This is a genomic window from Myxococcota bacterium, from assembly GCA_041389495.1.
GTDB lineage: Bacteria > Myxococcota_A > UBA9160 > UBA9160 > UBA4427 > JAWKRT01.
Window position 1 is genome coordinate 2292991 of the sequence record JAWKRT010000001.1, and the last position, 25807, is coordinate 2318797.

General features: G+C 73.9%; 22 protein-coding genes. 14 read left to right on the plus strand and 8 right to left on the minus strand.

Translation table 11 applies throughout. The features are described 5' to 3' along the window. From hisC to xerD, 10 genes are all read left to right on the plus strand, one after another. Window positions 1-1098, plus strand: coding sequence for a histidinol-phosphate transaminase (gene hisC, locus R3E88_10190; GenBank protein ID MEZ4216833.1), 1098 nt, complete (start codon window positions 1-3; stop codon window positions 1096-1098). Then, on the plus strand, window positions 1095-2111 hold the full coding sequence (locus R3E88_10195) for a prephenate dehydrogenase (protein MEZ4216834.1): 1017 nt from the start codon (window positions 1095-1097) through the stop codon (window positions 2109-2111). The genes hisC and R3E88_10195 overlap by 4 nt, the downstream gene beginning before the upstream one ends. Continuing rightward, window positions 2108-3799, plus strand: a complete 1692-nt coding sequence (locus tag R3E88_10200; GenBank protein MEZ4216835.1) for a 30S ribosomal protein S1 — start codon at window positions 2108-2110, stop codon at window positions 3797-3799. Before R3E88_10195 ends, R3E88_10200 begins: the two co-directional genes overlap by 4 nt. Before the next feature lie 100 nt (window positions 3800-3899). After that, on the plus strand, window positions 3900-4208 hold the full coding sequence (locus R3E88_10205; protein ID MEZ4216836.1) for an integration host factor subunit beta: 309 nt from the start codon (window positions 3900-3902) through the stop codon (window positions 4206-4208). 34 nt (window positions 4209-4242) lie between these two features. Beyond that, window positions 4243-4599, plus strand: a complete 357-nt coding sequence (locus tag R3E88_10210; protein MEZ4216837.1) for a lipopolysaccharide assembly protein LapA domain-containing protein — start codon at window positions 4243-4245, stop codon at window positions 4597-4599. A gap of 19 nt (window positions 4600-4618) precedes the next feature. Further along, window positions 4619-5686 carry a tetratricopeptide repeat protein gene (locus R3E88_10215; protein MEZ4216838.1) on the plus strand — a complete coding sequence of 356 codons (1068 nt, stop codon included), beginning with the start codon at window positions 4619-4621 and terminating at the stop codon, window positions 5684-5686. Then, window positions 5683-8400, plus strand: a complete 2718-nt coding sequence (mutS, locus tag R3E88_10220; GenBank protein ID MEZ4216839.1) for a DNA mismatch repair protein MutS — start codon at window positions 5683-5685, stop codon at window positions 8398-8400. Before R3E88_10215 ends, mutS begins: the two co-directional genes overlap by 4 nt. Next, entirely contained in the window at window positions 8397-9629 is a 1233-nt protein-coding gene (locus tag R3E88_10225; GenBank protein MEZ4216840.1) for an N-acetylmuramoyl-L-alanine amidase, read from the plus strand. Before mutS ends, R3E88_10225 begins: the two co-directional genes overlap by 4 nt. Next, window positions 9626-12361 (plus strand): [protein-PII] uridylyltransferase, encoded by a 2736-nt coding sequence (gene glnD / locus R3E88_10230; protein ID MEZ4216841.1) that lies wholly within the window; start codon window positions 9626-9628, stop codon window positions 12359-12361. The genes R3E88_10225 and glnD overlap by 4 nt, the downstream gene beginning before the upstream one ends. Continuing rightward, window positions 12354-13313 carry a site-specific tyrosine recombinase XerD gene (xerD, locus tag R3E88_10235; protein MEZ4216842.1) on the plus strand — a complete coding sequence of 320 codons (960 nt, stop codon included), beginning with the start codon at window positions 12354-12356 and terminating at the stop codon, window positions 13311-13313. Before glnD ends, xerD begins: the two co-directional genes overlap by 8 nt. Window positions 13314-14790: 1477 nt before the next feature. Here xerD and R3E88_10240 read toward each other — a convergent pair. Then, window positions 14791-15057: a hypothetical protein gene (locus tag R3E88_10240; GenBank protein ID MEZ4216843.1), complete on the minus strand. Its 267-nt coding sequence runs from the start codon at window positions 15055-15057 to the stop codon at window positions 14791-14793. 427 nt (window positions 15058-15484) lie between these two features. Here R3E88_10240 and R3E88_10245 point away from each other — a divergent pair, with 427 nt between their 5' ends. Then, window positions 15485-15775 carry a hypothetical protein gene (locus R3E88_10245; protein MEZ4216844.1) on the plus strand — a complete coding sequence of 97 codons (291 nt, stop codon included), beginning with the start codon at window positions 15485-15487 and terminating at the stop codon, window positions 15773-15775. Between the two features lie 9 nt (window positions 15776-15784). On the opposite strand, the gene R3E88_10250 is transcribed toward R3E88_10245, so the two are convergent. The 7 genes from R3E88_10250 to R3E88_10280 form a co-directional block, all read right to left on the minus strand. After that, the gene (locus tag R3E88_10250) at window positions 15785-16255 is read right to left on the minus strand and encodes a nuclear transport factor 2 family protein (protein ID MEZ4216845.1); all 471 of its coding nucleotides are present in this window, start codon (window positions 16253-16255) and stop codon (window positions 15785-15787) included. A gap of 70 nt (window positions 16256-16325) precedes the next feature. Beyond that, window positions 16326-17063: a cysteine hydrolase gene (locus R3E88_10255; GenBank protein ID MEZ4216846.1), complete on the minus strand. Its 738-nt coding sequence runs from the start codon at window positions 17061-17063 to the stop codon at window positions 16326-16328. Window positions 17064-17117: 54 nt separating this feature from the next. Then, window positions 17118-18797, minus strand: coding sequence for a pyridoxamine 5'-phosphate oxidase family protein (locus R3E88_10260; GenBank protein ID MEZ4216847.1), 1680 nt, complete (start codon window positions 18795-18797; stop codon window positions 17118-17120). A gap of 10 nt (window positions 18798-18807) precedes the next feature. Beyond that, a complete protein-coding gene (locus tag R3E88_10265) occupies window positions 18808-19287 on the minus strand; it encodes a VOC family protein (GenBank protein MEZ4216848.1) in 480 nt (159 codons plus the stop codon). 42 nt (window positions 19288-19329) lie between these two features. Beyond that, window positions 19330-19530, minus strand: a complete 201-nt coding sequence (locus tag R3E88_10270) for a hypothetical protein (GenBank protein MEZ4216849.1) — start codon at window positions 19528-19530, stop codon at window positions 19330-19332. A gap of 178 nt (window positions 19531-19708) precedes the next feature. Beyond that, window positions 19709-20425, minus strand: a complete 717-nt coding sequence (locus R3E88_10275) for a hypothetical protein (protein ID MEZ4216850.1) — start codon at window positions 20423-20425, stop codon at window positions 19709-19711. Window positions 20426-20525: 100 nt separating this feature from the next. Next, entirely contained in the window at window positions 20526-22151 is a 1626-nt protein-coding gene (locus R3E88_10280; protein MEZ4216851.1) for a sigma 54-interacting transcriptional regulator, read from the minus strand. A gap of 185 nt (window positions 22152-22336) precedes the next feature. Between R3E88_10280 and R3E88_10285 the strand changes: the two genes are divergently transcribed. The 3 genes from R3E88_10285 to R3E88_10295 all read left to right on the plus strand — a co-directional run bounded on the left by R3E88_10285 (window position 22337) and on the right by R3E88_10295 (window position 25802). Then, a complete protein-coding gene (locus R3E88_10285; protein MEZ4216852.1) occupies window positions 22337-23689 on the plus strand; it encodes an NAD(P)/FAD-dependent oxidoreductase in 1353 nt (450 codons plus the stop codon). A 65-nt stretch (window positions 23690-23754) separates the two neighbouring features. Beyond that, a complete protein-coding gene (locus R3E88_10290) occupies window positions 23755-24720 on the plus strand; it encodes a glutathione S-transferase family protein (GenBank protein ID MEZ4216853.1) in 966 nt (321 codons plus the stop codon). 221 nt (window positions 24721-24941) lie between these two features. Then, a complete protein-coding gene (locus tag R3E88_10295) occupies window positions 24942-25802 on the plus strand; it encodes a segregation/condensation protein A (protein ID MEZ4216854.1) in 861 nt (286 codons plus the stop codon). Window positions 25803-25807: the final 5 nt, after the last annotated feature.

Below are 25807 nucleotides of genomic sequence, written 5' to 3' on the forward strand. Positions count from 1 at the left end.
ATGGCGCTGCGCGATCGCATCAACCCGCACATCCTCGACCTCGCGCCCTACGAGCCGGGCAAGCCGATCGAGACGCTCGAGCGCGAGCTCGGCATCTCGGGCTCGGTGAAGCTCGCGTCGAACGAGAACCCGCTCGGGCCGTCGCCGCGCGCGGTCGAGGCGATGCGCGCCGCCGTCGGCGGCGTGAACCGCTACCCCGACGGCGCGAGCTTCGCGCTGCGCGCGAAGCTCGCGCAGCGGCTCGGCGTGGCCGAGCGGCAGCTCGTGTTCACGGCCGGCGGCGACGAGCTGCTCGAGCTCCTCGCGAAGACGCTGCTCGCGCCGGGGCGCCACGTCGTCTACCCGTGGCCCTCGTTCGCGATGTACCCGATCGTCGCGAAGGGCATGGGCGCCGACGCGACGGCCGTGCCGCTCGCCGCGGGCTTCGTCCACGACCTCGACGCGATGCTCGAGGCCGTCGGGCCGCAGACGCGCCTCGTGATGCTGTGCAACCCGAACAACCCGACGGGCACGAGCATCGGCGCGGCCGCCTTCGACCGCTTCATGGAGCGCGTGCCCGACGACGTCGTCGTGTGCGTCGACGAGGCCTACTTCGAGTACGCGCGCCGCGCCGACTTCCCGGACGCGCTCGCGTGGACGAAGCGCAGGCCGGGCACGGCGGTGCTGCGCACGTTCTCCAAGATCTACGGCCTCGCGGGGGTGCGCGTCGGCTACGGCGTCTGCGACGAGGAGCTCGCCGGCTACCTCGAGCGCGCGCGGCACCCCTTCAACGTGAACCGCCTCGCCGAGATCGGTGCGGTCGCGGCGCTCGACGACGCGGAGCACGTCGCGCGCACGCGCTCCGTCAACGCGGAGGGCATCGCCTACCTCGAGCGCGAGCTCGCCGCGCTCGGCGTCGAGACGTGGCCCTCGGACGCGAACTTCCTGCTCGCGCGCACGGGCGCGGGCGTGTACGACGCGCTCCTGCGCGAAGGCGTGATCGTGCGCCCGATGCGCGGCTTCGGGCTCGAGGACTGCGTGCGCATCACGATCGGCACGGCCGAGGAGAACGAGCGCGCGGCGAAGGCGCTGCGCAAGGTGCGGGAGGCGGCGGCGTGAGCGACGCCCTCACGGTCGGAGCTTCCGGCCCCGCGCCGCGTTTCGCGCGCCTCGCGGTGCTCGGGCTCGGCCTGCTCGGCGGCTCGGTCGCGCTCGCGGCGCGCGCGCGCGGCGTGGCCGCACACGCGGTCGGCATGGCGCGCCGCGCGGCTCCGCTCGAGGCCGCGCTCGCCGCGGGCGTCGTCGACGAGGCGGGCGGCCCGGCCGACCTCCCGCGTCTGCTGCGCGGCGCCGACCTCGTCGTGCTCGGCACGCCGGTCGCGGCGATGGCGCGCGTGCTCGAGGAAGCGGCGCCGCACCTCGCGCCGGGCGCGATCGTCACCGACGTCGGCAGCGTGAAGGCGCAGCCCGTCGCGACGCTGCCCGCGCTGCTGCCGGCGGGCGTGCACTTCGTCGGCTCGCACCCGATGGCCGGGAGCCACCGCGTCGGCGTCGAGCACGCGCGCGCCGACCTGTTCGAGGGCCGCACCGTCGTGGTCACGCCCGTGGCGTCGACCGACGCGGGAGCGGCCGCGAAGGTCGAGGCGCTCTGGCGCGCGCTCGGCGCGCGCGTCGTGCGGCGCACGCCCGACGCGCACGACGCCGAAGTCGCGTGGACGAGCCACCTGCCGCACGTGACCGCGTACGCCTATGCGCTCGCGCTCGGCGCCGCGCCGCGCGGCGCGGGCGAGCTCGCGGCGACCGGCTTCGCCGACTTCACGCGCATCGCGCACAGCAATCCCGAGCTCTGGGCCGACATCCTGGCGACGAACGGCAAGTCGCTCGCGGGGCCCATCCAGCGCGTCGCGGACGCGCTCGGCGAGCTCGCGCGCGCCGTCGAGTCCGGCGACGCCGAAGCGCTCGAACGACTTCTCGCAGCGGCTCGCGAGACGCTCGCGGAGGTGGCCCATGCGGCGCCCCCGCAGCGTCTCGTCCCGCTGCGCGAGGAGGCCCGATCCGGGGGCCCGAACCCGGAAATCCAGGCTGCCCCCACGAGTGGGCGGCCACCCGAGGAAAGCGATCCACATTCATGACTGAATCGAACCACGCAACGTTTGCAGATCTGTTCGGCGACCGGAGCACTCCGTTCAAGGAGGGCGAGGTCGTCCGCGGAAAGGTGCTGTCGATCGACAGCGATCACGTCCAGGTCGACGTCGGCGGGAAGTCCGAGGGGCTCGTCGCGAGCTGGGAGTTCATGGACGACGACGGGACGATGCTCGTCAAGGTCGGCGACGTCGTCGACGTGCTCGTCGAGGAGCCGGAGGACGAGGACGGGCGCGTCGTGCTCTCGAAGGAGAAGGCCGAGCGCCTCAAGGTCTGGGACGAGATCTCCAAGGCCTACGAGAGCGACGAGGCCGTGGACGGCACGATCGTGTCGCGCGTCAAGGGCGGGCTCTCCGTCGACATCGGCGTCAAGGCGTTCCTCCCGGGCTCGCAGGTCGACCTGCGGCCGGTGCGGAACCTCGAGGCGCTGCTCGGCGAGAAGCTCCAGTTCAAGATCATCAAGTTCAACAAGCGACGCGGGAACATCGTGCTGTCGCGGCGCGCGCTGCTCGAGACCGAGCGGCGCCAGCTGCGCGACGAGACGCTGAAGACGCTGGCCGAGGGGCAGATCATCGACGGCGTGATCAAGAACCTCACGGACTACGGCGCCTTCATCGACCTCGGCGGCATCGACGGGCTCCTGCACATCACCGACATGTCGTGGGGCCGCATCTCGCATCCGAGCGAGATCTTCTCGGTGGGCGACGAGATCAAGGTGAAGGTGCTCAAGTTCGACACGGACAGCGAGCGCGTCTCGCTCGGGCTCAAGCAGATCCAGCCCGACCCGTGGATCGACGTCGGCATGCGCTACCCGATCGGGAAGCGCGTGCAGGGCAAGGTCGTGTCGCTCACGGACTACGGCGCGTTCATCGAGCTCGAGCCGGGCATCGAGGGCCTCGTGCACGTCTCCGAGATGTCGTGGACGAAGCGCGTCAAGCACCCGTCGAAGATGGTCGCCATCGGCGACGCGGTGGAGGCCGTGGTGCTCGACGTCGACGAGCGCGATCGCAAGATCTCGCTCGGCATGAAGCAGATCGAGCCCAACCCGTGGACGGTGATCGAGAGCCAGTACCCGGTCGGCACGCGCGTGTCGGGCCAGGTCCGCAACATCACCAACTTCGGCGTCTTCATCGGTCTCGACGAGGGCATCGACGGGCTCGTGCACGTCTCGGACATCTCGTGGACGGAGGTGATCAAGCACCCGAGCGAGAAGTTCAAGAAGGGCGACGAGCTCGAGGCCGTCGTGCTCAAGATCGACAAGGAGAACGAGAAGTTCTCGCTGGGCATCAAGCAGCTGCAGCCCAACCCGTGGGACGACATCCGCCGGAAGTTCCCGGTGGGAAGCGAGATCACGGGGCCCGTCACGAGCGTCACGGACTTCGGCGTGTTCGTCCGGCTCGAGGACGGCATCGAGGGCCTGATCTACAGCTCGGAGCTGTCGACGGAGAAGATCGAGGACCCGACGCAGCACTTCCAGGACGGCCAGGAGGTGACGGCGCTGGTGACGAAGGTCGACCCGGCGGAGCAGAAGATCTCGCTCTCGATCCGCGCGCTCACGAATCGCGAGGAGCGGGCGGCGCTGAAGGAGCAGGCGGCGAAGGAAGCCAAGAGCCAGACGACCACGCTCGGCGACCTGCTCGCCGGCAAGCTCGCGGCGACCGAATCGAACGGCGACTAGACGTGCCGGCGGGGCGGCGCGCGTGCGCGCGCCGCCCCGTCCATCCACCTCGTCGCCGGGGGCGGACCCCGGCGGCGGCAGCGGCGGAGTGCGACGGACGATGACGAAGAGCGGCCTGATCGAAGAGGTGGCGCGTCTCACGCCTCACATTTCCAAGAAGGACACGGAGGTCGTGGTCAACACGATCTTCGATTCGATGATCGAGGCCCTGAAATCGGGCGAGCGCATCGAGATCCGCGGCTTCGGCAGCTTCCAGGTGAAGGTGCGCGAAGCGCGCGAAGGGCGGAACCCGAAGACGGGCGAGCCCGTCCACATCAGCGCGAAACGGACTCCTTTCTTCAAGGTCGGGAAGGAGCTCAAGGAGATGGTGGACAAGTCCACCGCGCCGCTCTCGTCGGACGACGACTGAGACGCGCGGACGGGGCGAGCCGGAGGGGGGTGCGGTGGCTCTGCTGCGACGCTCGGTGTGGGTCGTGCTGTTCGTGGCCGCGGTGTGGAGCGGAATGCGCTTCTCGAACGAGAACGCGGAGCCGGTCTCGATCCACTACGTGATCGGCACGCTGCACGGCGTGCCGCTCTGGCTCGCGCTCGTCGGGAGCTTCGCGGTCGGTCTCGCCGCGGCGTTCGCCGCGTTCGCCGGCCGGCTCGCGCGCGCGAGCCTCGCGCAGCGGCGCTATCGCAAGACGGTCGCGGCGCTCGAGTCCGAGGTCCACCAGCTGCGCAACCTGCCGGTCGAGGCGGGCGGCATCGAGGAGCCCGTCGCGCCGTCGCTCGTCGCACCGGCCGAGCCCGGCGCCTGACGGCGGGAGGCAGCGACGCGTGGCCAGAGGGGAGCGGGACGGCGGAGCCGGAGCGCGGCGCGAGGCGCGGCTGCGCGCGGCGCTGCAGGGCTTCGCGGACGGCGACCTCGCGGGCGCCGAGGCCGCGCTCGCCGGGATCGTCCGCGAGGACTCCGACGACGCGCAGGCCTACCTCGCGCTCGCGCGCACCTACCGCGCGCGCGGCGAGGTCGGGCGCGCGCTCCGCATCCACCAGAACCTCGCGCTGCGGCGCGACCTGCCGCGCGAGCTCGACCTGCGCGTGCGGCTCGGGCTCGCCGGCGACCTGCGCGCCGGCGGCTACCGCGAGCGCGCGATCGCGGCCTACCGCGAGGTGCTCGCCCACGACCCGCGCAACGGCGAGGCGCTCGCCGCGCTCGTCGCGCTCTGCGAGGAGGCGGGCGACCCGGCGGCCGCCCTCGGCGCGGTGCGCAAGGCGCGGGGCTGGCTCGGGCGCGGCGACGCCGCGCTCGAGACGCGCCTCGTGATCGCCCAGGCGCGCGCGGCGCACGAAGCGGGGCGCAGCCGCGAGGCGCGCGGGCTCGCGCGGCGCGCGGCGAAGCTCGCCCCGCACGACCCGGCTCCGCGCGTCCTGCTCGGCGATCTCGAAGCCGAGCGCGGGCGCGGCGGCGCCGCGCTCGCGGCGTGGTCGGCGGCCGTCGGTCTCGCGGGCGCGGGCGACGACGCGCTGTGGGAACGCATCCGCTCCGCGCACGCGGCGAAGGGCGGACGCGGGAGCGACGCCGGCGAGGCCTTCGTGCGCACGCACCTCGCGGCCCATCCCGACGACCGCGCGGCAGCGCGCGCCCTCGCGCGCGTGCTCGCGGGACGCGGCGAGGTCGACGAAGCTCTGCGCGTCCTGCGCGAGGCGCTCGCACGCGCGCCGGGCGACGCGCGCACGCGCGCGCAGCTCGGCCGCCTGCTGCGCGACGAGCGGCGCGACGCCGAGGCGCTCGCCGTCTTCGACGAGTGGATCGCGCGCGCTGCGGGCGGGCCCGACCGCGAGCGGCGCGCGGCGGACGACGACGACGGGCGCGCGCGGAGCGGGGACGAGGAGGCGAGCGGATGAGCTCTTCCTCGCTCGAGACTCCGATGATGCAGCAGTACCTCGCGGTCAAGGCGCGCCACCCCGACGCGATCGTCTTCTACCGCATGGGCGACTTCTACGAGATGTTCCTCGACGACGCGGAGCTCGCCGCGCCGCTGCTCGACATCGCGCTCACGACGCGCGACCGCAACAAGCCCGACCCGGTGCCGATGTGCGGCGTGCCCGTGCACGCGGCCGACCAGCACATCAAGACGCTCGCGCGGCTCGGCCACCGCGTCGCCATCTGCGAGCAGGTCGAGGACGCGCGCAAGGCCGGCGGCCGGCGGCTGGTCCGGCGCGAGGTGGTCGAGGTCGTGACGCCCGGACTCGTCGGCGACCCGACCGGCATCGAGGCCGCGCGCGAGGTCGTGCTCGCCGCGCTCGCGTCGGCGGGCGAGACGGGCGGCGTCGCCGGCCTCGCGGTGCTCGACGCGACGACGGGCGACTTCCGCGCGACCGCCGCGCGCAGCGAGGCCGCGCTGCCCGACGCGATCGCGCAGGAGCTCGAGCGCATCGCGCCGCGCGAGCTGCTCGTCGCGCGCGACGAGCTCGAGACGCTGCGCGCGCCGCTCGCCGCGCGCCTTCCCGGCGTCGTCGTGACCGGCGTCGAGGCGGCGTGCTTCGAGCCGCGCGAGGTCCCCGTCGCGCCGGAAGGCTTCGCGCCCGACGGCGACGACGCGGCGATGCGCGCCTGCGCGGCGCTGCTCCGCTACGTGCACGCGAACCAGCCGTTCGCACTCGAGAACGCGCCGCGCCTGCGACGTTATGCGCTCACCGACACGATGGTCGTCGACGCCGCGACCCGCGCGCACCTCGAGCTGTTCGAGAGCAGCGAGGACGGGTCGCGGCGCGGCACGCTCGTCGAGCAGATCGATCGCACGACGACGCCGCTCGGTGCGCGCCGCCTCGCGCGCTGGCTCGCCTACCCGTTGCTCGACCCGGAGGCGATCCGTGCGCGGCAGGACGCCGTCGCCCATCTCGCCGATCGCGACCGGCTGCGCGCGCGCCTGCGCGACGCGACGAAGGGCGTGCGCGATCTCGAGCGGCTGCTCGCGCGCGCGGCGCGTCCGGGCTCGGTGCCGCGCGACCTCGGCCAGCTGCGCGGTGCACTCGAGGCGCTGCCCGGCGTCGTCGCGGCCCTCGCCGCATCGGACGACGCGTGGGTCGACGAGGGCGGGGCGCGGCCGGCCGCGCTCGCGGCGCCCGAGCCGCTGCCCGAGCTGGCCGGGCTGCTCGCCGACGCGCTCGTCGACGACCCGCCCGTCGTCCCGCGCGGCTCGCGCGGCGCGAACGAGACGGGCTACATCCGCGCCGGCTACCGCGCCGACCTCGACGCGCTGCGCGAGAGCGCCGAGAAGGGGCGCGAGTGGATCGCCGGGCTCGAGGCGCAGGAGCGCGAGCGCAGCGGCATCGCGACGCTCAAGGTGCGCTTCCACCCGGTGCACGGCTACTCGCTCGAGGTCCCGAAGAGCCAGCTCGGGCGCGTGCCCGCCGACTACGAGCGCAAGCAGACCCTCGCGAACGCCGAGCGCTTCACGACCGGCGCGCTGCGCGAGTTCGAGAGCCGCGTCGTCGGCGCGAACGAGCGCGCGGCCGAGCTCGAGCGCGCGCTCTTCGACGAGCTGCGAGCGGCGGTCGTCGCGCGCGCGGAGGATGTCCGGCGCGCGGCCGATGCGGTCGCGGGGCTCGACGCGCTCGCGTCGCTCGCCGAGACCGCGCGCGTGCGCGCGTGGGTGCGGCCGGAGGTCGACGACACGGAGCGGCTCGAGGTGCGCGGCGGTCGTCACCCCGTCGTCGAGGCCGCGCTCGAGCGCGCGCGGCGCGACGGCTTCGTCGCCAACGACACGCTGCTCGACACGGGCGACGCGCAGATCCTGCTGCTCACCGGCCCCAACATGTCGGGCAAGAGCACCTACCTGCGCCAGGTCGCGCTGATCGCGCTGCTCGCGCAGGTCGGGAGCTTCGTGCCGGCGGAGTCCGCGCGCATCGGCGTCGTCGACCGCATCTTCACGCGGGTCGGCGCCTCGGACCGGCTCGCGCGCGGCGAGTCGACGTTCATGGTGGAGATGCGCGAGACGGCCGACATCCTGCGGCAGGCGACGACGCGCAGCCTCGTCATCCTCGACGAGATCGGGCGCGGCACGAGCACGTTCGACGGGCTCGCGATCGCGTGGGCGGTGGCCGAGCACCTGCACGACACGCCCGCGCTCGCCGCGCGCACGCTGTTCGCGACGCACTACCACGAGCTGATCGACCTCGCGCTCGCGAAGCCGCGCGTGCGCAACGCGCACTTCGAGGCGCGCGAGCTCGCGGGCGAGGTCGTCTTCCTGCGGCGCCTCGTGGCGGGCGGCGCGAGCCGCTCGTACGGCATCCAGGTCGCGCGGCTGGCCGGCCTCCCGCGCGACGTCGTGACGCGCGCGCAGGAGATCCTCGCGAACCTCGAGCGCGGCGAGCTCGACGCCGAGGGGCAGCCGCGGCTCGCGCACGGAGCCCGCCCGCGTCCGCGCGCGCAGGAGCGCGCGGAAGGGCAGCTCGCGTTCGCGCTCTCGCCCGCGGCGGGCGGCCCCTCGCGCGCGGAGCGCGACGTGCTCGACGCCGTGAGGGGCGCGGCGGTCGAGCGGATGACGCCGCTCGAGGCGCTGCTCGAGCTCGACCGGCTGCGCGGCCTGCTCGCGCGCGAGGACGGCGAGGCGTGAGGCGCGCACGCGCGACGCGGACGTTCGCGCTCGCGGTGCTCGCCGCGCTCGCGCCGCTGCTGCTCGCGGCCGAGCGGCCGCCCGGGCTCGGCGACGTGCGCGACGTGCGCACCTGGTCGCACCCCGACTTCACGCGCGTCGTCGTCGAGCTGTCGCGCGCCGTGCCCGAGCCCGTCGTGCGCTCGCTCTCGGCGAACCGTTCCGCGTCGCGCCCCGATCGCCTCTACCTCGACCTCGCCGGGATCTGGGTCGGGCGCGACTACGTCGACGGCATCGCGATCGGAGACGGGCTCCTGCGCGCGGTGCGGCTCGGACAGAACACGCAGCGCACGGCGCGCGTCGTCGTCGACCTCGAGCACTACGAGCGCCACCGCCTGCTCGTGCTGCGCTCGCCCGATCGCGTCGTGCTCGACGTGTACGGCGCGCGCGACGACGCGCCGCCGGGCGCGCAGCGCGGCGGCGCCTTCGCGTCGCGGCCGCCGAGCGGCGATGGAGGAGCGCGGCTCTCGCTCCCGCTGCGCGGCGTGCAGCGCATCGTCGTCGACCCCGGCCACGGCGGGCGCGACCCCGGCGCGATCGGCATCGGACGCGTGCACGAGAAGGACGTGAACCTGCGGCTCGCCAAGCGCCTCGCGTCCGAGCTGCGCGGCGAGGGCTTCGAGGTCGTGCTCACGCGGGAGGACGACCGCTACCTCGACCTCGAGGAGCGCACGGCGCTCGCCGAGTCCGCTGACGGCGACCTCTTCGTGTCCGTGCACGCGAACTCGTCGCCGCGCGTCGACACCCGCGGCATCGAGATCTACTACCTCGACGACGAGCACGAGCGGCACAGCCTCGACGTCGCCGCGCGCGAGAGCGGCGTGCCGCGCAGCGAGCTCGACTCGCTGCAGCGCACGCTCGCGAAGCTGCGCATCGGCGAGACGGGGCTGCACTCCGAGACGCTCGCGCGCTTCGTCCACGAGGACGTGATGGACGGCCTCGCGACCGATCGCCGCACGCGCGACATGCCCGACCTCGGCGTCAAGAAGGGCCCGTTCTACGTGCTCTTCCTGTCGAGCATGCCGTCGATCCTCGTCGAAGCGGGCTTCCTCACGAACCGCGACGACGCGAAGCTGCTGCGCAGCGACGCCTACCTCGACCTGCTCGCGCACCGCGTCGCGCGCGGGCTCGTGCGCTACCGCGACGAGCTGCCGAGCCGCGTGGCGCGCGTCGGCGGAGTCGGACGGTGAGGTCGTCGCCGTCGATCGACCCGCTGCTCGCCGAGCTGCCGCGGCCGGTCGGGCGCGAGTCGCGCGAGGCGGTCGCCGCCGTGCGCGCCTACCTCGCCGAGGTGCGCGGCTACCTCGAGGCGCTCCACCGCGAGGAGAAGTCGGGCCGCGTCGTGAACGAGGCGAACTCCGACCTCACGGATCGCATGGTGCGCCGGCTCTTCGCGCTCGCCGAGGAGAGCATCCTGCTCGAGGGCGGCGAGGTCGACACCGGCGTCGCGGTCGTCGCGGTCGGCGGCTACGCGCGGCGCGAGATGTCGATCCACTCCGACGTCGACCTGCTCGTGCTCTACCGCGACGCGCTCACGCCCTACGTCGCGGGCATCGCCGAGCGCCTCCTCTACTGGATGTGGGACGCCGGGCTCACGGTCGGGTGCGCGACGCGCACGATCGACGAGACGATCGCGCTCGGGCGCGAGGACGAGACGGTGCGCACGGGCGTGCTGATGGCGCGCTTCCTGTGCGGCGACGGCGAGTTCTTCCACGCGTTCGCGGACTCGGTGCGGCGCGAGCTCCTTCCCGACGTGGAAGCCTTCCTGGAGGAGCGGCGCGAGGGGCTGGCGGCGCGGCACCTGCGCTACGGCGAGTCGCTGTTCCTGCTCCAGCCCAACATCAAGGAAGGGGCGGGCGGCCTGCGCGACTACCACGCCGCGTACTGGGCCGCGCGCGGCGCCATCCCGATGGCGCGCGACATCGACGACTGGCTGCACTTCGGCCTGCTCACCGAGCACGAGATGCGCGAGCTGCGCGGCGCGCTCGACTTCCTCTGGCGCGTGCGCAACGAGCTCCACCTGCTGACGCGGCGCTGCAGCGACCAGATGAGCTTCGAGCACCAGGAGCAGATCGCGGAGGCGCTCGGCTACGGGAGCCGCGCCGATCTCCCGCCGGTCGAGGAGGACCCGACCGCCGAGCTGCCCGTCGAGCGTTTCATGCGCGACTACTACCGGCAGGCGCGCGCCATCCAGAACTACAGCGAGCTCGTGCTCGACCTGCTGCGCGCGCGCGTCGCGACGGCGCCGCGCGAGCGCGAGGTGAAGGCGACCGAGGACGGCTTCCGGCTCGTCGACGGACACCTCGAGATCCCGCACGCCGGGCACCTGCGCGAGGACCCGCGGCGCCTCCTGCGCGCGTTCCGGATCGCGCAGGAATGGGGCGTGCCGCTGTCGCGCACCGCGCAGCGCCTGCTGCGCGAGAGCCTGGACCTGATCGACGACGACTTCCGGCGCGACCCCGCGTGCACGGCGCTCTTCATGGGCATCCTGGGCGCCGAGCAGCGCGTGATGCGAAGCCTGATGGCGATGAACGACATCGATCTGCTCGGCCGCTACCTGCCCGAGTGGGACCACATCGTCTGTCGCTGGCAGCACGTCATCTATCACACGTACACGGTCGACGTGCACTCGATCTTCCTGGTGGAGGAGCTGCGCCGGCTGTGGCGCGGGAAGTACGAGGCGGCGCTCCCCGCGCTCACGCGGCTCGTGCACGAGGTCGAGGACCTCCCGGCGCTGTACCTCGGATGCCTGCTGCACGACATCGGCAAGGGCTTCGGCGGCGACCACTCGGCGAAGGGCGTCGTGCTCGCGCGTCGCTGCCTCGAGCGCCTGGGCCTCGACGCCGAGCGCGCCGAGCGCGTCATCTTCGTCGTCGAGCACCACCTGCGGATGTCGCACCTCGCGCAGCGGCGCGACCTCTCCGACGCGAAGATGATCCTCGAGTTCGCGAAGCTCTGCGGCGACCGCGTGAACCTGCGCAACCTCTACCTGTGCACGTTCGCCGACATCCGCGCGTCGTCGCGCGACGCGTGGACGGACTGGAAGGGCGACCTGCTGCGCGAGCTCTTCGAGCGCGCCTCCGAGGTGCTCGAGAGCGGCGCCGAGGATCCGTCCCAGGCGATGGAGCTGATCGAGGCGCGGGTCGAGGCGCGCCGCGAGGGCGCCGCCGACGAGCTGCGCGCTCTCGGCGTCGGCGAGGAGAAGATCGCGTCGTACTTCGCGGGGCTCCCGCTGCGCTACTTCGTCGCGCACACGCCGCGGCAGATCGCGCGCCACGCGCAGGTCGTGCTCCGGTTCCGCGACGAGCAGGTCTGCATCGTCTCGCACCGCGAGATGAAGGGCGGCTTCACCGAGCTGATCGTGTGCGCGCGCGACGTGCACGGGCTCTACGCGAAGATCGCGGGCACGATCACGGCGAGCGACCTCAACATCCTCGGCTCGCACGTGTACACGATGCGCGAGGGGCTCGCGCTCGAGGTCTACCGCATCACGACGCCCGAGGGCGGCCGCGACGAGCGGCGCATGCGCTGGGGCGAGTTCGAGCGCGCGCTGCGCTCCGTGCTGACCGGCGAGCGGGACGTGAGCGAGCTGCTCCGACGTCGGCGTCGCCGGCGCATGACGCTCCCGCCGCAGCCCGAGGCGCCCACCGTCCTCGTGAGCAACCTCGAGTCCGACTTCTACACGGTCGTCGACGTGAGCGCGAACGACCGCATCGGCCTGCTCTTCGACCTGACGCGCACGCTCGGCGACGCGGGCGTCGAGATCTTCGTGTCGAAGGCGGCGACCATCCGCGACCAGGTGGCCGACACGTTCTACGTGAAGGACGCCGACGGCAAGAAGCTCGAGGGCGAGGCGTGCGGCCGGCTGCGCGAGGCGCTCCTCGCGGCGATCGCGGAGGGGGAGGCGGAGACCCGTGCCTGAGCCGCGGCTCGTCGAGGCGGTCTACGCCTTCCTGCAGCACGCGCTCGTCGAGCGCGGGCTCGCGCGCAACACGGTCGACGCCTACCGGCGCGACCTCGAACGCTTCCTCGAGTCGCTCGAGGGCGAGCGGGTGCGCGACGTCGCCGACCTGCAGCGCGCGCACGTCGTCGCCTTCCTCGGCTCGCTCGAACGCCAGGGGCTCGCGGCGCGGAGCCGCGCGCGCGCGCTCGTCTCCGTGCGGCGCTTCGTGCGCTTCCACGAGGCGGAGGGCGCGGCGGTCGGGCACGTGCTCGAAGGGCTCGACGGCCCGCGGCTCCCGCGCGCCCTCCCGAAGACGCTCGGCCCGTCCGAGAGCGCGGCGCTGATCGCCGCGATCGACACGCGCGAGCCGCTCGGCCTGCGCGACCGCGCGATGCTCGAGGTGCTCTACGGCGCGGGGCTCCGCGTGAGCGAGCTGGTGGGCCTGTCGCGCGCGGCGGTCGACCTGCGCGCGGCGCTCGTGCGCGTCGTCGGCAAGGGCAACAAGGAGCGCATCGTGCCGCTCGGCGAGAGTGCGCTCGCCGCCGTCGGCCGCTACCTCGAGGACGGCCGCCCGCAGCTCGTGCGCGCGCGCCGGAGCGACGCGCTGTTCCTCACGGTGCGCGGCGGGCCGATGACGCGCCAGCACTTCTTCGAGCGCCTCCGCAGGCTCGCGCGCGCCGCCGGCATCGAGGCGCGACGCGTCTCGCCGCACGTCCTGCGCCACGCGTTCGCGACCGACCTCGTCGACGGCGGCGCGGACCTCCGCTCGGTGCAGGCCATGCTCGGCCACGCCGACCTCTCGACGACGCAGGTCTACACGCACGTGAGCCGCGCGCGTCTGCGCGAGACGGTCGAGGCCCGCCACCCGCGCGGGCGGGGCCGGCGCGCGCGGGCGGGGGCCGCCGCCGGACCGTCCGGGGGCCGCGCCTAGCATGGAGAGCGAGGTCGACGCGGAGCGCATCCGCGAGGCGCTGCCCGAGGCGCTGCGTCCGCTGCTCGCGACGCTCGCGCAGCGCGCGGCGCGCAGGGGCGTCGCCCTCCATCTCGTCGGGGGGCCGGTGCGCGACCTGCTGCTCGGCCGCGCGCTGCGCGACGTCGACCTGCTCGTCGACGCGGCCGACGCCGCGAAGCTCGAGCCGCTCCTGCGCGCGGCGGCGCGCGACGGCGTCGAGCTCGCGCGTCACGATCGGTTCGGCACCTACACGGTGCGCGGCCCGGGCTTCGCCTTCGACGTCGCGACGTCGCGCCGCGAGCGCTACGCGCACCCGGGTGCGCTTCCCGACGTCGAGCCCGCACCGCTCGACGAGGACCTCGCGCGGCGCGACTTCGCCGCGAACGCGCTCGCGCTGCGGCTTCCCGCGCCGGCCGAGACCGGCGCCGTGCGCGTGCGCGGGCCGGACGGCGCGCTCGCCGACCTCGACGCCGCCGTGCTCGACGTCCTCCACGCGCGCAGCTTCCACGACGATCCGACGCGCGCGCTCCGCGCGGCGCGCCTCGCCGCACGCCTCGGCTTCCAGCTCGGGCGCACCTCGCGCACCCGCCTGCGCAGCGCGCTCCGCGACGGCGCCTTCGGCGCCGTGAGCGGAGATCGCCTGCGCCGCGAGATCGAGAAGCTCTTCGACGACGCGCGCCACGGCGTCGACCCCTCGCGCGCGCTCGCGCTGCTCGCGAGCTGGCACGTGCTCGGTGCCCTCGAGCCGGGCCTCGACCTGCCGCGCGCCTCGGTCGCGAAGCTGCGGCGCCTCGGACGCGCGCTCGCGAGCCCGCCGTGGTCGCCCGCGCGCCATCGCGCCTGGGTCGCGGGCCTCGCACTCTGGCTCGCTCCGCTCGCCCCCGGCCTGCGCAAGCGCGCGCTGCGCCGTCTCGCCGTGCGCGGCGAGACGGCGGCGCGCGTCGACGCGTTCGCGAAGCAGTGCGAGCCGCTGCTGCGCAGGCTCGAGAAGGCGCGCGGTCGGGGCGCGGCCGACGCGCTGCTCGCGCCGCTCGACGAGGAGACGCTGCTCGCGCTGTACGCCTCGGCCGACCCGTCCGCGCGGCGGCGCATCGCGCGCTTCGCCGGCGAGGATCGGGGCAAGCGCGCGCCGATCGGCGGCGCCGAGCTCGCCGAGCTCGGCCTCGAGGGCCCGGCCATCGGCGCCGCGCTCGCACGCGTGCGCGCGGCCTTCCTCGACGGCGCGATCCGCACGCGCGAGGACGCGCTCGCACTCGGCGGCGAGCTCGCGCGCCGCGCGCGCGCGAAGGCGGGCGCCGCGAAGCGCGGAGCGTCTCGCCGCGCGAAGCGCACGCCGGCGGCCGCACCGGCGCCCGCGCCTGCGGACGACCCGACGTCCGACTACGTCGGTCCGCGCACGCGCACGCGCACGCGCACGGGCGGCGCGCGCGTCGGCGCGCGGGCGGGCGCGCGCGGGCTAGAGGTTCTCGCGTCCGATCATCGCGTTCCACGGGTGCGCGACCATGTCGTCGAACGCGTCCATCATGTGCGAGGGCGCGATCAGCGCGCACGGCACGAGCGACGCCACCCACAGCGTCGTCGTGAAGACGACGAGCGGGAGGGCGAGCGGCACGGGCCCGTGGCGCTCGACGACCGGCGGGTCGTCCGCGGCGAGGGCGGGCGATGCGAGAAGGCTCGCGACGAGTGCGACGAGAACGGCGATGCGGAGGCTCTGCTTCCTCATGTCCAGCTCCTGCGGCAGTGCGCGCCGGGAGCGCGCGGGCTCCGGCGATCGCGGTGGGGCGCCATGATGGACCGCGCGGCCCGCGGACGGGAAGGCGCGAGGACGACCGGCGGGGAGGGCGTCGTGCAACCGGGCGCTCCAGGTGGCGGTCGCGCCGACGGAATCGCGTGCGTGCGCGCGCCGGCGCGGCGCGGGCGTAGGATGCGGCTGCGCGCGCGCGACGCGCCGCGCAACGAAGGAGAGCGGAGACATGTCGAGGGGGCTCGCGTCGGTCGGGCGGGGTCGCGTGCATCGTGCAGGGGGTCGGGAGCGCGGGCTCGCGCGGCGCGTCGGCGCGCGTGCGGCGATCGCATTCGCCGGTGTGTTCACGCTCGCGATCGCGATCGCGGCTCCGCGGGCGAACGCCGGGACGGTGATCGGCCCCCCGATGTCGAGGCCGACGTCGCATACGTTCCTGTGCCTCGCGTTGAACGTCGGGAAGCGGCCGGTCGAGGTGACGTCCGAGGTCTTCACCGGGTTCGGCAGCTATCCCACGATGCCCATCGCCTCGGTGACGGAGCCCGTCCTCCCCGGCAACGTGACCGCGGCGGCCTCCTCCGGCTCGGCCTCGGTGCTCTTCTGTCGCTTCACCTTCTCGGGCAGCCGTTCGGGCCTGCGCTTCAGCGCAGAGCTGCTCGATGCCGGCGGCGCCGTCGTCTCGGTGATCGAGCTGCGGTGAGGACGCGGGTCAGAGCCCGAGCTCTTCCAGGCCCGGGTGGCCGTCGGGGCGCCTTCCGAGCGGCCAGTGGAACAGGCGCTCCTCCGCGCGGATGGGGAGATCGTTGATGCTGGCGATGCGGCGGCGCATCCGGCCGTCGTCGTCGAACTCCCAGTTCTCGTTGCCGTACGCGCGGAACCAGGAGCCCGCGTCGTCGCGCCACTCGTAGGCGAAGCGCACGGCGATGCGGTTCCCCGTGAACGCCCAGAGCTCCTTGATCAGACGGTAGTCGAGCTCGCGCGCCCACTTGCGCGCGAGGAAGCGCACGATCTCGTCGCGTCCGGTCACGAACTCCGCGCGGTTGCGCCAGCGGCTGTCGAGGGAGTAGGCGAGCGCGACCGTCTCGGGATCGCGGCCGTTCCAGGCGTCCTCGGCGAGGCGCACCTTGCGCGCGGCCGTCTCGGCGGTGAACGGAGGCGTCGGCGTTCGCGGCTCCGGCATGGCGGGCCTCCCGATCGGAGCGCGGAGAGGCCGGGATGCGCACGCGCACCCCGGCCTCCGCGCGGGTCGTTCAGTGCGAGCGCATCGCCTTCACGGCCTGCTGCGTGGTCCACACCGTGTTGGCGATGAAGCGGAAGTTCACGAGCGCGGCGGCGTGGCCATCGCCTTCGGCGACCTGCGCGGCCGCGGTCGCGTCCGACACCACGGCCACCTCGAACCCCTGCTCCACGAGCTCGCGCATGTGCGACTCGGTGCAGAGGTTGGCGGACATGCCGGCCAGCACGACCTTGTCGATGCCCTGCTTGCGCAGCTGCAGCACGAGGTCGTTGGTCTCGGGGCCGTAGACCTTGTGCGGGCTCGTCACCGTCGTCCGTCCGTCGTGGATGTACGGCTTGTAGCGCGCGAGCCAGTCGGCGCCGGAGCCCTCGAAGCCGTCGGTGACGAGCGCGTCCTTGCGGTCGAACATCGCGAGCTGGTGCATCAGCGTCTCGAGCGCACCCTCGAACTTCCAGACGTGGTCGTGCGGGTAGTAGTAGTGGGGCGAGACGAAGACCGGAATGCCCGACGCCTTGGCGGTCGCGAAGAGCTTCTCGATGTTCTCGACGGTGTGGTTGGCCTGGACGCTCTTCCCGACGACGCCCCAGGTGACGCCCTCCGGACTCAGGAAGTCGTTCTGCGGATCGGTCACGACCAGGGCGGTGTGGCCTCGCTCGATGCGCATGCCCGGATCGGGAATGTCCGCGCGCGCGGCCGACACGGCGAGAGCGAGGAACGCCAGGGAGCCCAGGAACGTCGCGGTCGTCTTCATCGTGGTCTTCTCCATGTGAGGGTTTCGGACGGGAATCGACGGCGCGACCTCCGGTCACCCGACCCGGGTCGCGCCGTGGACCTGCTCGCGTCGGGCCGCGGGTCCGAAGGACTCCGACCGGACGCGATCGCGCGGAACGCCGCGCGCTTCGAGGTGGGCGTGGAGGGCGGCCATGAACGGGCGGGGCCCGCACAGGTAGAAGTCCGCATCGAGGTCCGGCACGAGCCGCTCGAGCCGCGCGCCGTCGACGCGCCCCGCGCTCGCGTAGTCGCGGCCGCGTACGTCGCCGGGCGCGGGCCGGCTGTAGGCGACGTGCACGCGCGCGCGCGTCGCGCGCGCCGCGAGCCGCTCGACCTCGCGTCGAAGCGGGTGGTGCGCGCCGTCGCGCGCGCCGTGGACGAACCACACGGGCCGGCCCGTGTCGGCGGCGACGAGCGCGTGCAGCATGCTCACGAGCGGCGTCAGGCCGACACCGGCACTCGCGAGGACGACGGGTCGCTCGCCGTCCGCGTCGAGCGTGAAGTGGCCCTGCGGCGCGGCGGTCGCGAGGCGCTGTCCGACGGCGACGGCGTCGTGCAGGAAGCGCGAGGCGAGCCCGTGCGCCTCCCGCTTCACCGTGATGCGGTAGTGCGGCGCGTCCGGCGCGCCCGACAGCGAGTACGTGCGCACGACGGGGTCGGCCCGGCCCGGAACGGCGAGCTCGATGGGCAGATGCTGTCCGGCCGCGAAGCCGGGCAGCGGGCCGCCGTCGGGAGACGCGAGGACGAACGACGCGACGTCGGCGCTCTCGCGCCGCTTCTCGATCACGCGGAGCTCGCGCCGCGCGCCGCCCGCGGCGTCCCAGCGGAGCGGCAGCGCGCCCTCGAGGCACACGCACTCCTCGATCTCGAAGTGCACGAGACGGCGCGCGCCGGGCGTGCGGTCGATCTCCGGCGAGTCCCAGTCGACGCGCGCGCGCCCGGTGAGCTGCAGCAGGTCGCCGCGTTCGAAGTCGACGAAGAGGAGGCCGGCGCGCGGATCCATGAGGAGATTGCCGAGCGTGTTGAAGTGGTCGTTGCCCGCGTAGTCGGGAAAGACGAGCGTGCGCGCGTCGGGAACGCGGACGAAGCCGGCGGCGCCGCCCCGGTGCGACGCGTCCATCCCGAACACCGCGCTCTCGCCCTCGCCGCGGAAGCCCGTCGCGATGAAGAACGTGTCCGCGCGCCGGACGAGCTCGCGCGCGGGTCGCGAGAGGCTCGCGCCGCGCGTCGCGACCGCGGTGCGCTCGTCGGCCGGGGCCCGGCGCCAGTGGCGCTCCGCGATGTACTGGGGGCAGTTGCCGAAGCTCTGGTCGACGGCCAGCGCGAAGCGACCGTCGCGCCGCTCCGCGACGCGACCGTTCACGCGGTTGCGCCTGCGCGTGTGGAGCTCGATGCCGAGGAGCCCGACGTCGTCCCCGCGCTCGAGCGCGCCCGCCAGCGCGTCGCCGCGCGAGGGAAGAGCGGCGATGCGCAGGCTGTGCGGGTCGGGGGAGGAGACGAAGCCGGGCTCCTCGGCGAGGAGCGTCGCCCAGGGACGTCCCGCGGCGTCGCGCGCGGCCAGCACCAGGAAGGGAAGCTCCGCGTAGAACGCGCGGTGCTCGTCCGGAAGGAACGGGCGGACCACGCGCCGAGCCCACGGCTCGATCGCGTCGCGGATGCCGAGCCGCGTGTGGATGCGCTGCTCGCCTTCGTGGAACGGGGATGCGGGCGTCACGGGCGGCTCCTCAGGACGCGAGGGCGATGAACTCGATGCGGATGCCGCCGGGGATCGCGCACATCATGTGCTGCGCGGGGCCGCTGCCGAGCGACTCGGGAGCGAACTCGACGTCGACGCCGGGCGTGCGGGCGAGGCGCTCGTGGAGCTGCGCGAGGCCGGCCGCGTCCGCGACGGAGAGCGCCAGGTGATGGAGGCCGATGCCGTGCTTGCGATCGAACGGGCGCGCGCGCTCGGGATCCTCCGCCTGCCAGAGCGTGACCATCACCTGGCCGTCGGAGAGGAACACGGCCGGGTACGCGGCGACCTCGCCGACCTGCTGGTAGCCGAGCGTCTCGAGGAAGAAGCTCCGGGTCTCGGCGAGCCGAGGCACCGTGAGGCCCACGTGGTGGACGCCGTGCGTGCAGGGCGTGCTCGTCGCGTTCGGGTCGCGTGCTGCGTTCGTCTCGTTCGTCTCGTTCGTCTCGTTCGTCGGGCTCGTCGCGTTCATCGCGTTCGTCTCCTCGTCGTGGTGTCGTGGTGTCGTGGTGTGTCAGTGCGCGAGCAGGGAGGCGAGGCCGTCCTCGTCGACGAGCCGGACGCGTCCGCTCGCCAGGAGATCCACCACCGCCGCGACGACTTCGCGATCCGTCGCGCCGGACTCCCCGAGTGCGTTCACGAGGTCGAGCAGCGTGAGCGCCGCTCGGGGTGCGGAAGCGAACCGTTCGGTGGAAGCCGCGTTCGATGTGGACATCGAGAAGTCCTCCCGTGCTCTGCGCGATGCCAGTGCACGTGATGTGCCAGGCGGGTCGCGGTCGGATTCCGTTCGCAGCTCCAGTGCTTCCGGGAATCGCGGGTCGCGGCGATCGGGGCGGCGTCCCGAGATTGCGTGGGCCGCGTCACGACGCTTCGTGGTGCGCGACCGCGCGCGCTCAGCACGCGGGCGGCGCACCTTCTGCGGCGAGCAGGAGCGGCGCGCGCCGCGGCCGTCGCGGAGGCGCGTCCTCGCTCTCGAGCTCCGTGAACCACGCCTGGCCGAGCGACGTGTACGCGAGCGTCCGGAGCGATCGCCAGGTCGCGCAGACGGCGCCGTTCGCGCGCACGCGGCCGGATTCGGGGTCGTAGGCGGCGGTCGCGACCGCCGTGCAGTCGCGGTGGCGCGCGTCCGCGCAGTAGGCGATCACGCTCCGGCCCGCGATGCGATGCGGCCTCCGATAGCCACCGGGCATGCGCGTGCTGAAGGACGCCGCGATCGAGACCTCGACGGACGTGTGGAGGGGGCCGATCTCGACCGGCTCGTCGATGGCTCCCGAGAACGATGCCGCGAGGACGTGTCCGCTCGCCGCGTCGAGCACCCATACGAAGTCGGAGAAGCTGCTCGCGACGGCCTTGCGGTCCGCGAAGAAGACGCGCTCGACCTCGGGGCCGGGGACGCTCACGACGCGCTCGCCCGGCGTCGCACCGGGCTCGTACCAGGCGCGCGCGGGCGGGCTGAGCCGTCCGTCCGCGGCATCCGACGGCGCGACGAGGGCGCGCACCGCGACCCAGCGCGCCGCCGGGTTCGCGAGATCCATGGGCCGCGGCGTCTGTGCGGACGCGGCTGCAGCGACGATCAGACCGAGCGCGACCTGCGAAGAGAGAGCCGACACGTTCCACCTCCGGACGTCGGCGGAAGGGGATCTGCCGCCGAGCTCCGTCGATGGAATTGCAACGCGCGTGCCGCCCTTCGGACGAGGGCGCTCGCCGGTGCTAGGTCGTGCGCTTCAGGCCGAGTCGCTCGAGCCGCGAGGCGAGCGTCGTCGGCTTCATGCCGAGCAGCTCCGCGGCGCCGCCGGCGCCGTAGACCTTGCCGCCCGCGCGCTCGAGCGCGGCGAGGAGGTTGCTCCGCTCGAGGTCGCGCATCGCCTCCTCGGTGAGGATGTCGGAGCGCCGGGGCGCGCCTGCCTCGGCGCGGTCCATGTCGACGTCGACGTCGACGTCGCGCCGCGAGCCCGGGAGGTCGAGCTGCAGCGCGGTGCCCTTCGCGGTGATGACCGCGCGCTCGATCACGTTCTGCAGCTCCCGGACGTTGCCCGGCCACGCGTGGCGACGAAGCGCGTCGAGGTCGCCGTCGCCGAGGCGGGCGCGCCGCTCGTGCTTGCGGTTCGCGCGATCGAGGAACTGCTGGGCGAGCAGCGCGACGTCCTCCGCGCGCTCGCGCAGCGGCGGCGCCTCGATCGGGAAGACGTTCAGCCGGTAGTAGAGGTCCTCGCGGAAGCGGCCCTCGCGGACCTCCTGCGCGAGGTCGCGGTTCGTGGCGGCGATGATGCGCACGTCGGCGCTGCGCGTGCGGTCGTCGCCGACGCGCTCGTACTGGCCCTCCTGCAGCACGCGCAGGAGCTTGCTCTGGAGCGCGAGCGGGATCTCCCCGACCTCGTCCAGGAAGAGCGTGCCGCCGTCGGCGGCGGCGAAGCGGCCCACGCGGTCGCGCACCGCGCCCGTGAACGCGCCCTTCACGTGGCCGAAGAACTCGCTCTCGTAGAGCTCCTTCGGGACCGAGGCGCAGTTGACGCGGATCATCGCGCGATCCTCGCGGCGGCTGCGGCGGTGGATCTCGCGCGCGACGAGCTCCTTGCCCGTTCCCGATTCGCCGAGGATCAGCACCGTCGCGTCGGTGGGGGCGACCTGCTCGATCTGCTCCCCGATCCTCCGGATCGCCGCGCTCGTGCCCACGATCTCGCCGAACGCCTGGTGCTCGCTGATCTCCTCGCGCAGGTACTCGTTCTCGAGCTCGAGCTGCTGGCGAAGGCGCGCGTTCTCCTCGAACGCGCGCGCGTTCGCGATCGCGGCGGCCGCGTGGTCGGCGAGCATGCGCAGCGAGTCGAGCGCCTCGGAGCGCATGCAGCGGCGGGTGAACACGCCGAGCACGCCGAGCACCTCGCCGTGATAGACGAGCGGCTGGCCTCCGAAGCCGAGGATCTCCTCGCGTCGCGCCCACGCGGGCCGCGCGATCCACCGGGAGTCGTCGCGCGCGTCCTCGACGCACACGGCCTCGACCGTCGCGGCGACGCTCCCGACCTTCCGCCGCCCGATCGGAAAGCGACGGAAGTCGCCGTCGATGCGCGACCAGTCCGCGCCGCGCTCGCGCGGATGCCCGGCGCTCATCACGAGGTGCAGACACGGCTCGCGGCCGGGGCACTCCTCGCGCAGCGGGCACGTCGGGCAGATGTCGCCGGGACGGACCAGCCAGATGCGGGCGAGCGCGACGTCGGGGTGTGCGGCGAGCCGCTGCACGATGAGCTCGAGCAGGCGATCGAGCGCGCGCTCGCGCGCGAGGTCGAGGAGCAGCCCGCGAACCGCTTCGAACGGGAGCGCGAAGGAGTCGGAGGAGGTCATCCGCCCCCGAGAGTCTCCGAATTCGCCGCGCGCGACAACGCGATCTCGTGACGACGACGCAATCTCGAGGCGCCGCCCGCTCGCCGCGCGACGGCGCGGGGGCGCGCCGTGCCCGCGTGCGCGTGGCGCGCGGCCCGCGCGGTGGCACGAGACCTGCTTTGGATCGTCGCCGAGAGGAGGCACCGATGATCGCCGAGCACGACGTCCTGGTCCTGGGAGCCGGAAACGCGGGAATCGCGGCCGCCGGCGCGGCCGCCGCCGCGGGGCAGCGGGTCCTCGTGGTGGAGGCGCGCGACGTGGGCGGCGTGTGCCCGCTGCGCGGCTGCGTGCCCAAGAAGGTCCTCGTGGCCGCGGCGCAGGTGCTCGACGCGATCGCGCGAGCGGGCACGCATCGCATCGCGGTGGGCGCGCCCGTGCTCGACTGGCCCGGCCTGATCGAGCGCGAGCGGACCTTCGTCGAGGGCGTTCCCGAGCAGCTCGAGAAGAGCCTGGCGGATCGTGGAATCGCGCTCCTGCGCGGCCGCGCGCGCTTCACGGGTCGCCGCGAGGTCTCGGTCGCCGGCGAGCGCCACGCGGCCGGGAAGATCGTCGTGGCGACCGGCTCGACGCCGCGTTCGCTGCCGATCCCGGGAGCCGAGCACCTCGTCACGAGCGACGCGCTGCTCGAGCTCCCGGCGCTCCCCGAGTCGATCACCTTCGTCGGGGCGGGCGTGATCGCCTTCGAGTTCGCGCACGTGCTGGCGCGCGCGGGCTCGCGGGTCACACTGCTCGAGGTCGCGCCGCGCGTGCTCCCGACGCTCGATCCGGACGCCACCGACCGGCTCGCCGCGCTCACCCGCGAGCTCGGCGTGCGCATCGAGACGTCCGTCGCGATCGACGGCATCGAGAGGCGCGGCGACGGCTACGCGATCCGGTACCGCAGCGGTGGCGCGAGCGCCGTCGCTCGCAGCGAGTGCGCGGCGAACGGCGCGGGTCGCGTCGCGGATCTCGCCGGGCTCGACCTCGCGGCGGCCGGCATCACGCTCGAAGGAGGCCGCGTCGAGCTCGATGCGTACCTGCGCAGCGTCGAGAACCCGGACGTCTTCTTCGCCGGAGACGCGATCCCCGGTCGGCCGCAGCTCTCGCCGCTCGCGACGTACGAGGGCCGCGTGGTCGGGCACAACCTCACGCACGACGCGCTCGAGCCCGCGCGCTACGGCCATCAGCCGGCGGCCGTCTACACCGTGCCGGCGCTCGCGACGGTCGGGTGGAGCGAGGCGGCCGCGCGCGAGGCCGGCTTCGACTTCGACGTCCGGACGCACGACATGACGGGCTGGCGCTCGGCGCGCACGCACGGCGAGACGGCGGCGTGGGCGAAGGTGCTCGTCGAGAAGGGGAGCGGTCGCATCCTCGGCGCGCACCTGGTCGGCCACGGCGCGGAGGAGACCATCCACGCCTTCGCGATCGCGGTCGAGAAGGGGATGCCCGCGTCGGAGCTCGCCGAGCGCGTCTACGCCTATCCGACGTTCCACGCCGACATCAAGTACATGGTGTCGTGATGCGCGCGTCGTCCGTTCGGTCCGCGCGCGCCACGCGACGCCCGCGCGACACCTGGAGGTAGGTCATGGGATTGCTGGTCGACGGAGTCTGGAAGGATCGCTGGTACGACACCGCGTCGACGGGCGGCCGGTTCGTCCGCACCGAGAGCCAGTTCCGCGAGTGGGTGCGGGCCGATGGCTCGACGCGCTTCGCGCCCGAGGCGGGCCGCTACCACCTCTACGTCTCGCTCGCGTGTCCGTGGGCGCACCGCACGCTGATCTACCGCAAGCTCGCCGGCCTCGAGGACGCGATCCCGCTCTCGGTCGTCGACCCCTTGATGGGCGAGAACGGCTGGGTCTTCTCGGAGGCGCCGGGCGCGATTCCCGACGTCGTGCACGGAAGCCGCTTCCTGCACGAGGTCTACACGCGCGCCGACGCCCGCTACACGGGCCGCGTGACCGTGCCCGTGCTCTGGGATCGCGAGCACGAGACCATCGTCAACAACGAGTCGAGCGAGATCATCCGCATGCTGGGCGGCGAGTTCGACGCCCTCGCGACCACGCGCGTCGACTTCTACCCCGAGCCACTGCGCGCCGAGATCGACGACGTGAACGCCTTCGTCTACCCGCGCATCAACAACGGCGTCTACCGCTGTGGCTTCGCGACGACGCAGGACGCCTACGAGGAGGCCTTCGCCGCGCTCTTCGAGGCCCTCGACCACCTCGAGGAGCGTCTCGCCCGACGGCGCTACCTCGTCGGCGACCGCATCACCGAAGCGGACTGGCGGCTCTTCACGACGTTGATCCGCTTCGATGCCGTCTACGTCGGGCACTTCAAGTGCAACCTGCGCCGGATCGCGGACTACCCGCACCTGTCGGGCTACCTGCGCGAGCTCTACCAGGTGCCGGGCATCGCCGACACCGTCGACTTCTCCCACATCAAGCAGCACTACTACCGCAGCCACGCGACCATCAACCCGACCGGCGTCGTGCCCGTCGGCCCCGATCTCGACCTCGACCGTCCCCACGGCCGCGGCGCGATCGGAGGCTGAACGCGGCGATCGCACAGCGACGCGACGTCGCGCTTCCGAGGCGCGCCGACGCGCTCGCGCGCGAGCCCCGGCCCGCGTTGCCGCCCCCCCGCGGCTCGTCCATACTGCCGCGCGGCTCCGGCGGGCACGGAAGTGCCGGCCGCGCCGGGCGGCGGCCCCCACCGCGCGCCCCTTCGCCGCATCGCAGCGCGGTGCGGCCAGCGAAGATCCGAGGCGGTTCCTTGAGCTCGAGCGGCGAGTCCCAGAGCGATCTCGTGGTCGTGCGCGATGGCGCGATCGGCACGGCCGGTGCGTATGCGGTCAAGCTCGAGGTGTTCGAGGGGCCGCTCGACCTGCTGCTGCACCTGATCCGGCAGAACGAGGTCGAGATCACGGACATCCCGGTCGCGCGCATCGCCGACCAGTACCTCGACTACCTCGAGATGATGCGCGAGCTGCAGCTCGACGTGGCGGGCGAGTACCTCGTGATGGCGGCGACGCTCGCGTGGATCAAGTCGCGCATGCTGCTGCCGCCCGACGGCACGACCGACGAGGACGAGGGGCTCGATCCGCGCGCGGAGCTCGTCGCGCGGCTGCTCGAGTACCAGCGCTTCAAGGAGGCGGCCGAGCTGCTCGGGCGGCGGCGCCTGCTCGGGCGCGACGTGTTCGAGGCGCAGGGCGCCGAGCCCGAGCCGGTGCCCGAGGCCGAGCGCGAGATCGAGGTCGGGCTCTTCGACCTGCTCGAGGCCTTCCGGCACGTGCTCGACCGCGCCGACGCGGAGCCGACGGTGCACGCGGTCGAGCTCGAGGTCGAGGAGTTCACGGTCCGCGAGCGCGTCATCGCGATCATGGAGAAGATGGAGCGCGCGGGCACGATCGAGTTCACGCAGATCTTCGAGCGCGACGACGGGCGGCCGCCGACGCGGCAGATCGTCGTCGCGAGCTTCCTCGCGATCCTCGAGCTCGCGCGGCTCGAGGCGATCCGGATCTTCCAGAGCCTCGGCGAGCGCGGCAGCCCGGAGGGCCCCATCCGCCTGCGGCTCGTCGCGGACGACCGCCGCACGCTCCCGCACTGGCGCGAGCGCATCTCGGACCTGATGTAGGGCGC

Coding starts and splice junctions, on each gene's coding strand:
- R3E88_10250 (MEZ4216845.1), bottom strand. CDS start 16,255: ATGCCGGAGCCGCGAACGCCGACGCCTCCGTTCACCGCCGAGACGGCC.
- R3E88_10245 (MEZ4216844.1), top strand. CDS start 15,485: ATGTCGAGGCCGACGTCGCATACGTTCCTGTGCCTCGCGTTGAACGTC.
- R3E88_10240 (MEZ4216843.1), bottom strand. CDS start 15,057: ATGAGGAAGCAGAGCCTCCGCATCGCCGTTCTCGTCGCACTCGTCGCG.
- R3E88_10290 (MEZ4216853.1), top strand. CDS start 23,755: ATGGGATTGCTGGTCGACGGAGTCTGGAAGGATCGCTGGTACGACACC.
- R3E88_10200 (MEZ4216835.1), top strand. CDS start 2,108: ATGACTGAATCGAACCACGCAACGTTTGCAGATCTGTTCGGCGACCGG.
- mutS (MEZ4216839.1), top strand. CDS start 5,683: ATGAGCTCTTCCTCGCTCGAGACTCCGATGATGCAGCAGTACCTCGCG.
- R3E88_10280 (MEZ4216851.1), bottom strand. CDS start 22,151: ATGACCTCCTCCGACTCCTTCGCGCTCCCGTTCGAAGCGGTTCGCGGG.
- R3E88_10265 (MEZ4216848.1), bottom strand. CDS start 19,287: ATGAACGCGACGAGCCCGACGAACGAGACGAACGAGACGAACGAGACG.
- hisC (MEZ4216833.1), top strand. CDS start 1: ATGGCGCTGCGCGATCGCATCAACCCGCACATCCTCGACCTCGCGCCC.
- R3E88_10255 (MEZ4216846.1), bottom strand. CDS start 17,063: ATGAAGACGACCGCGACGTTCCTGGGCTCCCTGGCGTTCCTCGCTCTC.
- R3E88_10285 (MEZ4216852.1), top strand. CDS start 22,337: ATGATCGCCGAGCACGACGTCCTGGTCCTGGGAGCCGGAAACGCGGGA.
- R3E88_10205 (MEZ4216836.1), top strand. CDS start 3,900: ATGACGAAGAGCGGCCTGATCGAAGAGGTGGCGCGTCTCACGCCTCAC.
- R3E88_10270 (MEZ4216849.1), bottom strand. CDS start 19,530: ATGTCCACATCGAACGCGGCTTCCACCGAACGGTTCGCTTCCGCACCC.